Genomic DNA, 12,227 nt, shown 5'->3' on the forward strand with positions numbered 1-12,227 from the left:
TCGGGGCTGGCTTGATCGGCGCAACTGACGCCGTTCCACGTGTAGCGGCTTTTATATTAAATCCAAAGCTTTAGGCGGCATTCTTCATGTCTAGAGGCAAATCCAGCGGGATGGGCGAGACGATCCGCACGATCATCTATGCGATGCTGATCGCGGGCGCGGTGCGCACCCTGGCCTTCGAGCCCTTTAATATTCCGTCGGGATCGATGATTCCGTCGCTGTTAATCGGGGATTATCTGTTCGTATCGAAATATGCGTATGGCTATTCGCGTTATTCGATGCCGTTCGGTATCGGTCCGAGCGGAGGCCGTATCCTGGGCAGTCTTCCTGAACTCGGCGATATCGCGGTGTTCAAGAAGCCGACCGAGAATAAGATCGACTATATCAAGCGGGTGGTTGGCCTGCCCGGCGATCACATCCAGGTGATCGGTGGTATCCTCCACATCAACGGCGCCTCGGTCGAGCGCAGGCGGATTGAGGATTTCATCGACCGCGATCGTGATGGCAACATCATTCGTGCGCCGCAATATGTCGAGACCCTGCCGAACGGCCGAAATCACCGGATTATCGAATTCCTGGGGGATAATGGTCCCGCCGACAACACGCAGGAATACGTGGTTCCGCCTGGTCATTATTTCATGATGGGTGATAACCGCGACAATTCGGCCGATTCGCGCTATTTGACGGAGGTCGGTTACGTTCCGGCGGAAAATTTGGTTGGCCGGGCGGAGATTCTGTTCTTCTCGGGTGACGGCAGTGCAGCTTTGTGGGAAGTGTGGCGTTGGCCCTGGGCGATCCGCTATTCTCGGCTGTTCCAGCGGATCGAGTAGACGATGACGGCCGATCATGATCTTTACGCCGTTCTGGGGCACAGTTTTTCCCAGCCCGGCCTGCTGACACAGGCGTTGACTCATCCCAGTATCGATCAGGGGCGCCGCAACCGGAAGCGTTCAGCCAATTACGAACGGCTGGAATTTCTGGGTGATCGGGTGCTGGGGTTGGTGGTTGCCGACATGTTGTACCAGCGCTATCCCAACGAGGCCGAGGGCGCACTGGCCCGGCGTTTCACTGCTCTGGTGCGCGGGGAGACGGTGGCTCAGGTGGCCGAGACGATTGGGCTTGGCGCGTATCTGGCGATGGCGCGGGGAGACGATGAGGCCGGAGGGCGTGCCAATCCTGGCATTCTCGCCGATGCTTGCGAGGCGGTGATCGGCGCGTTGTTCGCCGATGCCGGGTTCGAGGTGGCCGCCGCATTCGTGCGCAGCCGCTGGAATGGATTGATGGAAGAAACGGCGGCTCCGCCCAAGGACGCCAAGACGGCGTTGCAGGAATGGGCGCAGGGGCGGGGTAAGGCTCTGCCTGTCTATCGCGTCGAAGGCGCGGAAGGGCCGCCGCACGAGCCGATTTTTCTGGTTTCGGTCTCGGTCGAGGGACTGGCGGCGGCTACCGGTCGCGGGCCGTCAAAACGGGTGGCCGAACAGGCTGCTGCCGCTGCTTTGTTGGAAAAGGTGAAGGAATGAGTGAAAACGACGGGCAACGCTGCGGTTTTGTCGCGGTGGTGGGGGCCCCCAATGCCGGGAAATCAACCCTGGTCAATGCCCTGGTCGGGACCAAGGTCTCGATCGTTTCCCCCAAGGTTCAGACCACCCGGTTCCGCGTGTTGGGAATCTGCATGACCGGCGATGCTCAGGTGATCCTGGTCGATACGCCCGGTATCTTTCAGCCGCGCAAGCGTTTGGAGCGGGCGATGGTCGCCGCCGCGTGGAACGGCGCTGCTGATGCCGAGCATGTCTGTCTGGTGGTCGATGCCCAGCGCGGAGACGATGATGATACCCGCGCCATTGTCGCCAAGCTGAAAGAAGCTGGGCGTCAGGTGGTGCTCGTTCTCAACAAGATCGACCTGATCCGCCGCGACACGCTGTTGGAGTTGACGGCCCGGCTACACGCCGAGGGGTTGTTTTCTGATGTGTTCATGCTCAGTGCGCTGAAGGGCGACGGTGTTGACGACCTGATGGCTCATCTGGGGCGGGCGATGGCTCCGGGGCCTTGGATGTTCCCCGAGGATCAGGTGTCGGATCTGCCGCAGCGCTTGCTTGCTGCCGAGATTACCCGTGAGAAGGCATTTCTGACTCTCTATCAGGAATTGCCCTATTCGCTTCATGTCGAAAGTGAAAGCTGGCAGGAGCGAGACGACGGTTCGGCCCGGATCGATCAGGTAATCTATGTCGAGCGTGATAGCCAGAAGGCTATCGTGCTGGGTAAGGGGGGGCGTCAGATCAAGGCGATCGGCGAAGCTGCCCGCACCGAACTTGAGGCTTTGTTGGAACGGCGTGTTCATTTGTTTATTCACGTTAAGGTCCGCGAGGACTGGAGCGAGAAGCGTGACGCCTATTCCGACATCGGCCTTGATTATGATGCGTAAGGGATAAGCGCAAACAGACGCATGATTGTTCCGGGAAGAGCGTCGCGACGCGATGGAGTGGGAAGACGAGGCTCTGGTGCTGTCAGTTCGCCGTCATGGCGAGCATGGTGGTGTTGTCGGCGTGTTGACCCTGATCCATGGGCGTCACGCCGGTCTGTTGCATGGTGCGGCTTCGAAGTCGAATCGTGGCATCGTTCTGCCCGGAAACCGGGTTCGGGCGTGGTGGCGGGGGCGTTTACCCGAGCAATTAGGGACGTTGCGACTGGAATTGCTCAAGGCCCATACCGTCGATGCCTTGGGCGATCCGGGACGGCTCGCCGCTCTCGGGGCGGCGTGCGCCCTGGCAGAGCGGAGCCTGCCCGAACGTCAGGCTCATCCCGGAGCCTATGCCGCTTTGTCGGCGCTGCTGACCGCTCTTCCCGCGGAATCCTGGCCCAGCGTTTATGTTCATTTCGAACTGGCGCTGTTGCGGGATATCGGGTTCGGCCTCGATCTATCCGCGTGTGCGGTAACCGGAACGACCGAGGACCTTGTTTATGTCAGCCCAAGGACGGGGCGGGCTGTATCCCGTCATGCGGGAGAGAAGTGGAAAGATCGGCTGCTGATGCTGCCGCGCTTTCTGGCCGAAGGCGGCGAGGGCGATCCGGCGCAGATTCGCGCCGGTCTCGATCTGGCCGGGTTCTTTCTCGACCGCCATCTTGGCTCATTGCCGCCCGCGCGTTCCCGTCTGGTTGACCGTTTCCACGTCTGAATTACACTCTCTAGGTACACGGCGGAGCCCGTCTCCGTCGCGATGATTCAAGGATTCCCCCCATGACCAAGACCGCTGCCGCTAAAGGCGAAATTCGCGTGACGCCGTTGGCCGATGCCCTGGGCGAGCGCTATCTCGCTTATGCCATGTCGACGATCGTTTCGCGGTCTCTGCCTGATGTTCGCGACGGGCTTAAGCCGGTGCATCGCCGTCTGCTGTTCGCGATGCGGCAGTTGAAGCTTGATCCAGACGGTGGTTTCAAGAAATGCGCCCGCGTTGTCGGCGATGTCATCGGTAAATATCACCCCCATGGCGACATCGCTGTTTACGATACGTTAGTCCGCTTGGCCCAGGATTTCGCGGTGCGCTACCCGCTGGTCGAAGGGCAGGGGAATTTCGGTAATATCGACGGCGATAACGCCGCCGCGATGCGGTACACCGAGGCAAAGTTAACCGCCGTTGCCGCCGCCCTGATGGACGGGTTGGACGAGGATGCGGTCGATTTCCGCCCGACCTACGACGGCACAGAGGAAGAGCCGGTGGTAATGCCGGCGGCCTTTCCCAACCTGCTGGCCAATGGTGCGTCTGGGATCGCGGTGGGGATGGCCACCAGCATTCCTCCACATAATGTCGGTGAGATTTGCGACGCGCTCGACCTGTTGATCGCCAAGCCAGATTGCGCCGTTGACGATCTGATCGCCCGGATGCCGGGGCCGGATTTCCCCACCGGCGGCGTTCTGGTCGAAGGTCACGCCGCGATCGCCGAGGCCTACCGAACTGGCAAGGGAGCCTTCCGGCTGCGGGCTCGTTGGACGGTGGAAAAGCTGTCGCATGGTCTGTACCAGATCGTCATTACCGAGATTCCCTATCAGGTGCAGAAGGCGCGGCTGATCGAACGGATCGCCGAATTGCTGGGCGAAAAAAAGTTGCCGCTGCTGGCCGATATCAGAGACGAATCCGCCGAAGACGTCCGCCTCGTCCTGGAACCGCGCAACCGCACCGTCGAGGCCGCGCTGGTGATGGAGCAGTTGTTCCGCCAGACCGATCTCGAAAGTCGCGTCCCGCTCAACATGAACGTGCTTGACGCCAATTCGGTGCCGCGGGTGATGACGTTGAAGGAGGTGTTGCGAGCCTTCCTTGACCATCGGATGGTGGTGCTGGAGCGACGTTCACGCTTCCGCCTCGACAAGATCGACCGGCGTCTGGAAGTGCTGGACGGTTTCCTGAAGGTTTATGCCGATCTCGACACCGTGATTCGGATTATCCGTTACGAGGATAACCCCAAGGCCGGTCTGATCGCCCGTTTCAATCTGACCGAGGTGCAGGCCGAGGCAATCCTCAATATGAGGTTGCGGAGCCTCAACAAGCTTCAGGAAGTAGAAATCCGCACCGAGCACGACGCATTGTCGGCGGAAAAAGCTGGTTTGGTCGCTCTGCTGGCTGACGAGGGGCGGCGGTGGCGTGTGATCGCCAGTCAGATCGCGGTGACCCGCAAGACGTTCGGTGGCGACACCCCGTTGGGACGGCGGCGGACTGAACTTGGGGAGGTTCCGGCGGCAGTGGTCGTGCCGATCGAGGCATTTGTCGAGCGTGAACCGATCACGATGGTGTTATCGGACAAGGGATGGGTCCGGGCGCTGAAGGGCCATGCCGATACGTCGCCGGAAGCCTTGAAGTTCAAGGAGGGTGATGAACTCCGCTGCGCGCTGAAGACGTGGACCACCGACAAGATCTTGATCCTGTCTACGGACGGACGCTTCTTTACCCTGGGTGGAGATCGGTTGCCATCCGGGCGCGGCCATGGCGAGCCACTCCGTCTGATGATTGATCTTGCTCCAGAAGCCGACGTCGCCGCCGTGATGATTCATCAGCCGGGGCGGCGCTTGCTGCTGTCCACCGATGCTGGTCGTGGCTTCATCGTCCAGGAAAATGAAGTTCTGGCTCAGACCCGCGCGGGCAAGATGATCCTGAATGTGGGGGAAGGCGAGAAAGCCAGCTTCTGTCTGCCGGTCGAAGGTGATGCTGTCGCGATCGTCGGACAGAACCGCAAGATGCTGGTGTTCATGATCGAGGAGATTCCTGAACTGACTCGCGGACGTGGCGTCATCTTGCAAAAATATCGTGATTGTGGCACCGCCGACATCAAGATGTTTACTCTCGCCGATGGTCTCACCTGGGCACTGGGCGAACGGACTCGTACCGAAACGGTATTGACGCCGTGGCTGGGTAAACGTGCCTCGGTCGGGCGACTTCCTCCTAGCGGCTTTCCTCGTACCAATCGCTTTTCCTGAGAGAGTGGCTATGGTTGTCTGATGCTGGAATGGCTTTTAAGTTTCCGCCTCTTCCTGAGTACCGACCCATGGTCAATTCCAGGTTGGTCTTGACCGCCTATGTTCGCCAGGAGATAAGAACATTATGTTCATCAAGATTCTCCTTCTTGTTCTGGTTGTTTCGGTCGTCTGGTTTGGCTTTCGCCACATGACCCGCGTCGCGGAAATGATTGTCCGGCGTGGTGGCGAGTCAGATAAGCGGCGAGAAACCGCTCCGACAGAGACGATGACGGAGTGCCGCGTCTGCGGCGTCTGGCAGCCATCGCGTTCCGCTTCGCCCTGTGGGCGTGCCGACTGTCCGTACTGACCCAGAGACGAGAGCTTTATATATCGGTAGAGTTGCTGCGCGGATAACGCGGACATGAAAATCCCCCCGACATCGCGAAAGATGTCGGGGGGATTTAAATTCCCGTGTTAGTACGACGAAGGTTTGGCCAGCAGCCGCGCCACTTCTGGGGCGGTATAGGTCAGAATCGCATCGGCACCAGCACGCTTGAAGCCGATCAGGCTTTCGACAATAACCTTGTCCCAATCGAGCCAGCCGTTTAACGCTGCGGCCTTCATCATCGCGTATTCGCCAGAGACCTGATAGGCGAGGGTGGGGACACCAAAGGTTTCCTTCACCCGGCGGATAATGTCGAGATAAGGCATGCCCGGTTTGACCATCACCATATCGGCTCCCTCGGACAGGTCGGCGGCGACTTCACGCAACGCCTCGTCGGAATTGGCCGGGTCCATCTGATAGGTCTTCTTGTCGCCCTTCAACGTCGAACCAGTGCCGACGGCATCACGGAACGGACCATAGAACGCCGAAGCGTACTTGGCGGCATAGGAAATGATACGAACATCGATCAAATCCACGTCGTCCAACACTTCACGGATAGCACCGATGCGGCCATCCATCATGTCGGAGGGGGCGAGGGCGTCACAGCCAGCCTGAGCCTGGACCAGCGACATCTTACACAAGGCTTCGACGGTCAGATCATTGACGACATAATCGTTGACGACCAGACCGTCCTGGCCGTTGCTGTTGAACGGGTCGAGAGCAACGTCGCAGATCACGCCCAGCTTCGGCACGGCGGCCTTGATGGCCCGAACGGCACGGCAGATGATATTATTGGGGTTATAGGCCTCGGCTGCGTCGGGGGTCTTCAGCGCCGCCTCGACCGAGGGGAATAATGCGATCGCGGGAATGCCGAGGTCGGCGACACGACGGCATTCCTCGACCAAAAGATCGACGGAAAACCGCGCGACGCCGGGCATCGACACCACTTCCTGCCTCACGCCGGTTCCTTCGACCGCGAAAACCGGCCAGATCAAGTCATCGACCGAGAGCTTGTTCTCGGAGATCACCCGCCGGGACCAGTCGTCCCGGCGGTTGCGGCGCATACGAGTAAAGGGAAACTCAGCGTGGGGAAGGATGGTGGACACGATGTTAGATGGCCTCCAATGCCTGCTTTAAGTCGGCGAGGATATCGTCGATATGTTCAATACCGATAGACAATCTCACATAGCCCGGAGTCACACCAGTTGCCAATTGTTCATCGGCCGACAGTTGGGAATGGGTGGTGCTCGCCGGATGAATAGCCAGCGAACGGGCATCGCCGATGTTGGCGACATGATAGAACAGCTTCAACTGATCGATAAAATTACGTCCGGCCAGAACGCCGTCTTTCAGTTCGAAGCCGAGCAGACCGCCGTAGAAGCCACCCTTCAGGATCGCGTCGGCGCGGCGGCGGGCCTCACCGGTCTGGAGGCTGGGGTGGATCACCCGGCTGACCTTGGGATGAGAGGACAGATACTGGGCGACGGCGGTTGCGTTGCGGCTGTGCTCGCGGATACGCAGCGGTAATGTTTCCAGCCCTTGGATAGTCTGAAACGCATTGAACGGGCTTGCGGCGGAACCGAGGTCGCGCAGCAAAATCACGCGGGCGCGCAGGATGTATGCGATCGGACCGAGCGGCTTTACCGCCTGGGTCCATACCGCGCCATGATAGCTGGGATCTGGCTCGTTCAGCAGCGGGAAACGAGTCGCATGCTTCTCCCAATCGAAGCGGCCGCTATCGACGATGGCCCCACCGATCGAGGTGCCGTGGCCGCCGATATATTTCGTGGTCGAATAGACCACGATGTGGGCACCGTGATCGAGCGGACGGGCGATCACGGGCGCGGCAGTGTTATCGACGATCAGCGGAACGCCCAGCTTGTCACCCAATGCACCGACTTCGGCGATTGGGAAGACGTGCAGCTTCGGATTGGGCAGGGTCTCGGCGTACCAGGCGCGGGTTTTGGAATCGGTCGCGCGGGCAAAGGCCTCGGGGTCGCTCGGATCGACGAAGCGCGCTTCGATCCCGAACTGTTTGAAGGTATTGGCGAACAGATTCCAGGTGCCGCCGTACAGATCGGTCGAGGTGACGAAATTGTCTCCGGCCTGGGCGACGTTCAGGATCGAGAAGGTGCTGGCCGCCTGCCCGGATGAAACCGCCAAGGCGGCGACGCCGCCTTCCAATGCGGCCAGACGCTGTTCCAGAACGTCGGTGGTCGGGTTCATGATCCGGGTATAGATGTTTCCCAGTTCCTTGAGACCGAACAAATTGGCGGCGTGATCGGCATTGTTGAACTGGTACGACGTGGTCTGGTGAATCGGAACAGCCACTGAACCAGTGGTGGGGTCGGCACGATAGCCGGTATGAAGAACGATGGTTTCCGGGTTTTTGCTGGTGACGCTCATCGACCTCAGGCTCCTTTCCGCACGGGATGGTCAGGGAATTTCACACCGTTGATGTTGCATGTCAAGGTGGACTAATCCATAAATCCCGTAGATAATTAACCTCACTGAGCGGCGTGCAGCCCCCCGCGCAGGATGCGGATGTAGTTTACCCGGTCGTAAGCGGCGATATCGCTAACCGCGCTCCGGCTGAGGCCCCCCCGGATTTCAGCGACAGACCCGGCTTCGCGTGCGGTGAGGTCGGCGACCAGCCCATCCTTCAATACCTTCAGATATTCGACGCCATGACGCATCAGGGCCGAGGTCGTCATCACCACATCGGCCCCGACAAACAGGTATTTGATGACTTCGGCGGCGGTCTGCACCCCTGAACTGGCAGCGATCGATCCCTTCAGCTTGCCGGACAGTGCGGCGATCCACAGCAGAGGGAGACGGATTTCGCCGCGGGTGCTGAGTTTCAGGTCTCGCAAGAGGGTTAATTCTTCCAGGTCAATGTCAGGTTGGTAAAAGCGATTGAACAGAACAACGCCATCCGCTCCGGCCGTGTCGAGGGTCTGGATCATGTGGCCGGGCGAACTGAAATAAGGACTGAGTTTCATCGCTACCGGGAGCGACACCGCCTTCTTGACCTCGGTCAAAATCTCAACGTAGCGGGACTCGACCTCGGCCCCGCTGGAAACAAGGTCGGTCGGCAGATAATAGACGTTCAGTTCCAGCGCATGAGCTCCCGCCTGTTCGATCTGACGGGCATAATCGATCCAGCCGGCGGGAGTGGTGCCGTTCAGGCTGGCGATCACTGGAATATCGACAGCGGCGCGGGCGCGGCGGATCAGGTCGAGGTAATTCTGCGGGCCGACATTTTCGGTCAGCCCCGCCGGGAAATAGCTGAGTGCTTCGGAGTTTCCTTCGTTGCCCAGGCGCTCCATCTCGTCGATTTCGTTTTCGATATCTTCCTGAAAGATCGAGGGCAGCACCACGGCTCCGGCACCAAAATCCTCCATCTTTCGGATGTTGCCGACATCAAGAGCGAGTGGCGAGGCCGAAGCCACCAGGGGACAGGTCAGAGTGAGGCCGAGATAGCGTGTGGACAGATCCATAGGATGTTCCTTCTGCTCGCCGGGACAGTCCCGGCCCTCAAAAGTAAGGCTATCTTCAGTTGAGGCTTCTGTCCACTTGTCGGGATGGTTCACTCCGTTGGTATCCGCCTCAACCGCCAATGCAGTTGTCGCAGCCGCGGTTTCATCACGCCGGGGTATCGAAATCCGTTTACCAAGTTATTATATATGTGTCATGGGCACCCCTGCCGATTTCCTCTTCCGGGGGGATGCCGATACAGACTCCCACGGGGCAGGGTGATACCTGCCCCGTCTTTTCCGCTGGGATCGACCGGATATGACCGCTTGTCTGCTTTACGTTACCGCCGCCAGCCACGAGGAAGCCTTGAGCCTCGGCCGTGCCCTGGTTGAGGCGCGTCTGGCCGCCTGTGCCAATGTGCTTGACGGAATGCGGTCGGTCTATCGCTGGCAGGGCGAATTGCGTGAGGATCAGGAAGTGGTTTTGATCCTGAAAACCCGCGCCGATCTGGCCGATGCGGCGACCTCGCGGCTGTGCGAATTGCACAGCTATGAATGCCCGTGCGTTGTCCGTTTGCCGATCGAGGGCGGCAATCCCGGCTTTCTTGCCTGGATTGCCGCCGAAACCGATTCTGTCACCACCGATTGACAGAGGCGCCGTTATTAGCGCGGCAGCCAGACCGAAGCGCTGGCCTGGGAGGCGATGCCTTCTGCTCGTCCGGTAAAGCCAAGCCCCTCGGTCGTGGTGGCTTTGACTGAAATCCGGCCCTGATCGATCTTCAGAATTTCGGCCAAGCGGGCCACCATCCGGGCACGGTGCGGGCCGACCTTGGGGCGCTCGCAGATCAGGGTGACGTCAACATTGACGATCCGCCCGCCTCGTGCCGCCACCAGAGACGCGGCGTGGGCCAGGAACTGATCCGATGCGGCTCCCTTCCAGCGCGGTTCCGACGGCGGGAAATGGTGGCCGATATCGCCCGCTGAGATCGCTCCCAGCAAGGCGTCGGTCAAGGCGTGCAAACCGACATCGGCGTCGGAATGACCCAATAGACCGGCTTGGTGCGGGACTAACTCTCCACACAGCCACACGCCGTTGCCCGGTCCGAAACGGTGGACGTCATAACCGCTGCCGGTACGGATTTCCCCCGCGCCATCGAACAGTCTCCGCGCTCGTTCCAGATCGGCGGCGGTCGTGATCTTGACATTATCCTCGGCACCGGCAACCAGGGTTACCGCCAGACCGGCGCGTTCGGCGACGGCTGAATCGTCGGTCAGTTCCTCACCGATCACCGCTTTATGTGCGGACAGAATGTCGGTGTAGCGGAATCCTTGCGGCGTCTGGGCGCGGAATAGGCTGTCGCGCGAGATTGTATCGGAGACAAAACCGTCCAGGCCCCGCTTCAGCGTATCGGCGACCGGCACCACGGGCAGGGCGGCGGGGTTCGAAGCCAGGGCGGCGATAACCCGTCCAATGGTTCCCGCATCGATGAAGGGGCGGGCAGCATCGTGGATCAGGACACGTTCAGGCGCGAGATCGGCAAGGCTTTCCAGCCCGAGGCGGACGGAATCCTGACGGCTGGCACCGCCTGACACCGGCTCTAACAGAGCGAGTCCAGATGCGGCAATATCATAAAGCTGGCGGTCGTCGGGATGAATGACCGCTCGGACAGCGTCGATCTCGGGATTGGTGGCAAACGCGGCCAGTGTATGGCGCAGTACCATCCGTCCGGCAAGATCGTGATACTGCTTCGGCAGGTCGCCGCCGAACCTGCGACCACGCCCCGCCGCCACCACCAGCACCACCGTTCCGCCCATGATCGTCCTCCAATGGCCAAAGAGGCGTCAGCCTATGCGGCATGGGCGGGCTTGCCAAGCGACAAGGCGTTCTTATTTCAATCACGTCCGGGTCATAGGCTGGATATGACTCTCGACAAAGATCAGAAGTCGGTGCGGAATCTGGCTTTCGCGACAGCGAAGGGATAAATATGATTTGTTGGCTATTCTGAGCCGAAGCTGCGGCCAGCGCAGGGGAGCCCCCCGACACTGTCATCACTCCGCCAGTTTGCACGAACCGAAAGAATGGTATAGTCGATCCCATGTCGCCGCTTATTCTTAACATCGTCGCCCTCGTCGCTCTGGTTCCGGCCGCGACGGTTTCCTTCAGGCTCCATGCTAGCCGCGATGGCCGTTTCTGGGCCGCAACCCTTCTCGCTGTCATCGCTCCGTCGATCTGGGCTGGCTGGCTAATGAGTGGGGTCTGGCTGACCAGTTTGTCGGCCGGATTGTGGGTCAGCATCGCCGGCAGTGCTGCTATGTTCGCTCTGCTGTCGGTGACGACGCCGCAGGCATGGCGCTTGGGGCCGCTCCTGATGCCGTTCCTGGCTGCCGTCGGCCTGTTGGCTTCGATGGTCAGTTGGGTCGAGGGTGCTCCGCCGCCGATGACGGGCGGCGCGAGTGCCGCTTGGGTCGATCTGCACATCATCGTTTCGGTCTTGACATACTCGCTTCTGACCGTGGCGGCAGTGGCTTCTGCTTCGATTTTCCTACAGGAGCGGGCGTTGAAGCGTAAGCGGCCGACTGCCTTGACCCGGCTGTTGCCCAGTGTCGCCGATGCCGAGCGGATGTCCGGGCGCTTGCTGCTCGACAGTGAAGTCGTTCTTGGGCTGGGGCTACTCACCGGACTGGCCCTACATTACGTCGAGACCGGGTCTTTCGTCACCTTCGAGCACAAGGCCCTGCTGTCGTTGCTGGCCTTTGTCCTGATCGGCATGCTGCTGATTGGCCACCGCATCTGTGGCGTGCGCGGCCGTCTCGCCGCGCGAGTGGTTCTGGTTGCCTATCTTCTCCTCACATTGGCCTATCCCGGCGTGAAGTTCGTGCAGCAGGTGCTGTTGACCTCACCGCTGGGCTGATTCAGCCCCCG

General features: G+C 60.2%; 12 protein-coding genes. 8 read left to right on the top strand and 4 right to left on the bottom strand.

The window, feature by feature from the left end:
• Window positions 1–86: 86 nt before the first annotated feature.
• The 6 genes from lepB (at window position 87) to PHAMO_RS16885 (ending at window position 5,810) form a co-directional block, all read left to right on the top strand.
• Window positions 87–830: a signal peptidase I gene (gene lepB / locus PHAMO_RS16860; RefSeq protein WP_002731123.1), complete on the top strand. Its 744-nt coding sequence runs from the start codon at window positions 87–89 to the stop codon at window positions 828–830.
• A 3-nt stretch (window positions 831–833) separates the two neighbouring features.
• Window positions 834–1,520, top strand: a complete 687-nt coding sequence (rnc, locus tag PHAMO_RS16865) for a ribonuclease III (RefSeq protein ID WP_002731125.1) — start codon at window positions 834–836, stop codon at window positions 1,518–1,520.
• Complete coding sequence (era, locus tag PHAMO_RS16870) at window positions 1,517–2,422, top strand: GTPase Era (RefSeq protein WP_002731126.1); 906 nt, start codon at window positions 1,517–1,519, stop codon at window positions 2,420–2,422. The genes rnc and era overlap by 4 nt, the downstream gene beginning before the upstream one ends.
• A gap of 52 nt (window positions 2,423–2,474) precedes the next feature.
• A complete protein-coding gene (gene recO, locus PHAMO_RS16875) occupies window positions 2,475–3,173 on the top strand; it encodes a DNA repair protein RecO (RefSeq protein WP_040567755.1) in 699 nt (232 codons plus the stop codon).
• 62 nt (window positions 3,174–3,235) lie between these two features.
• Window positions 3,236–5,464 carry a DNA topoisomerase IV subunit A gene (parC, locus tag PHAMO_RS16880; RefSeq protein WP_002731129.1) on the top strand — a complete coding sequence of 743 codons (2,229 nt, stop codon included), beginning with the start codon at window positions 3,236–3,238 and terminating at the stop codon, window positions 5,462–5,464.
• Between the two features lie 124 nt (window positions 5,465–5,588).
• Window positions 5,589–5,810: a hypothetical protein gene (locus PHAMO_RS16885; RefSeq protein ID WP_002731130.1), complete on the top strand. Its 222-nt coding sequence runs from the start codon at window positions 5,589–5,591 to the stop codon at window positions 5,808–5,810.
• 107 nt (window positions 5,811–5,917) lie between these two features.
• Here PHAMO_RS16885 and hemB read toward each other — a convergent pair whose 3' ends face one another.
• The 3 genes from hemB to PHAMO_RS16900 all read right to left on the bottom strand — a co-directional run bounded on the left by hemB (window position 5,918) and on the right by PHAMO_RS16900 (window position 9,328).
• Window positions 5,918–6,934 (bottom strand): porphobilinogen synthase, encoded by a 1,017-nt coding sequence (gene hemB / locus PHAMO_RS16890; protein WP_040567756.1) that lies wholly within the window; start codon window positions 6,932–6,934, stop codon window positions 5,918–5,920.
• A 4-nt stretch (window positions 6,935–6,938) separates the two neighbouring features.
• Window positions 6,939–8,234 (bottom strand): O-acetylhomoserine aminocarboxypropyltransferase/cysteine synthase family protein, encoded by a 1,296-nt coding sequence (locus PHAMO_RS16895; protein WP_002731132.1) that lies wholly within the window; start codon window positions 8,232–8,234, stop codon window positions 6,939–6,941.
• A gap of 101 nt (window positions 8,235–8,335) precedes the next feature.
• Complete coding sequence (locus PHAMO_RS16900; RefSeq protein WP_002731133.1) at window positions 8,336–9,328, bottom strand: dihydroorotate dehydrogenase-like protein; 993 nt, start codon at window positions 9,326–9,328, stop codon at window positions 8,336–8,338.
• 295 nt (window positions 9,329–9,623) lie between these two features.
• On the opposite strand from PHAMO_RS16900, the gene cutA reads away from it, so the two are divergent.
• Window positions 9,624–9,953: a divalent-cation tolerance protein CutA gene (cutA, locus tag PHAMO_RS16905; RefSeq protein ID WP_002731134.1), complete on the top strand. Its 330-nt coding sequence runs from the start codon at window positions 9,624–9,626 to the stop codon at window positions 9,951–9,953.
• A gap of 14 nt (window positions 9,954–9,967) precedes the next feature.
• Here the strand turns inward: cutA and PHAMO_RS16910 are convergent, their stop codons facing one another.
• Complete coding sequence (locus PHAMO_RS16910; protein WP_002731135.1) at window positions 9,968–11,119, bottom strand: bifunctional 2-C-methyl-D-erythritol 4-phosphate cytidylyltransferase/2-C-methyl-D-erythritol 2,4-cyclodiphosphate synthase; 1,152 nt, start codon at window positions 11,117–11,119, stop codon at window positions 9,968–9,970.
• 281 nt (window positions 11,120–11,400) lie between these two features.
• On the opposite strand from PHAMO_RS16910, the gene PHAMO_RS16915 reads away from it, so the two are divergent.
• The gene (locus PHAMO_RS16915; RefSeq protein WP_002731136.1) at window positions 11,401–12,216 is read left to right on the top strand and encodes a cytochrome C assembly family protein; all 816 of its coding nucleotides are present in this window, start codon (window positions 11,401–11,403) and stop codon (window positions 12,214–12,216) included.
• The last annotated feature ends 11 nt before the right edge of the window (window positions 12,217–12,227 follow it).

Origin of the sequence: Magnetospirillum molischianum DSM 120, from assembly GCF_000294655.1 — a bacterium.
Taxonomy (GTDB): Bacteria; Pseudomonadota; Alphaproteobacteria; order Rhodospirillales; family Magnetospirillaceae; genus Phaeospirillum; species Phaeospirillum molischianum.

What these genes read in the sequence shown, in the direction of transcription:
- lepB (WP_002731123.1), top strand. Translation starts at nt 87, where the DNA reads ATGTCTAGAGGCAAATCCAGCGGGATGGGCGAGACGATCCGCACGATC.
- rnc (WP_002731125.1), top strand. Translation starts at nt 834, where the DNA reads ATGACGGCCGATCATGATCTTTACGCCGTTCTGGGGCACAGTTTTTCC.
- era (WP_002731126.1), top strand. Translation starts at nt 1,517, where the DNA reads ATGAGTGAAAACGACGGGCAACGCTGCGGTTTTGTCGCGGTGGTGGGG.
- recO (WP_040567755.1), top strand. Translation starts at nt 2,475, where the DNA reads ATGGAGTGGGAAGACGAGGCTCTGGTGCTGTCAGTTCGCCGTCATGGC.
- parC (WP_002731129.1), top strand. Translation starts at nt 3,236, where the DNA reads ATGACCAAGACCGCTGCCGCTAAAGGCGAAATTCGCGTGACGCCGTTG.
- PHAMO_RS16885 (WP_002731130.1), top strand. Translation starts at nt 5,589, where the DNA reads ATGTTCATCAAGATTCTCCTTCTTGTTCTGGTTGTTTCGGTCGTCTGG.
- PHAMO_RS16895 (WP_002731132.1), bottom strand. Translation starts at nt 8,234, where the DNA reads ATGAGCGTCACCAGCAAAAACCCGGAAACCATCGTTCTTCATACCGGC.
- PHAMO_RS16900 (WP_002731133.1), bottom strand. Translation starts at nt 9,328, where the DNA reads ATGGATCTGTCCACACGCTATCTCGGCCTCACTCTGACCTGTCCCCTG.
- cutA (WP_002731134.1), top strand. Translation starts at nt 9,624, where the DNA reads ATGACCGCTTGTCTGCTTTACGTTACCGCCGCCAGCCACGAGGAAGCC.
- PHAMO_RS16910 (WP_002731135.1), bottom strand. Translation starts at nt 11,119, where the DNA reads ATGGGCGGAACGGTGGTGCTGGTGGTGGCGGCGGGGCGTGGTCGCAGG.
- PHAMO_RS16915 (WP_002731136.1), top strand. Translation starts at nt 11,401, where the DNA reads ATGTCGCCGCTTATTCTTAACATCGTCGCCCTCGTCGCTCTGGTTCCG.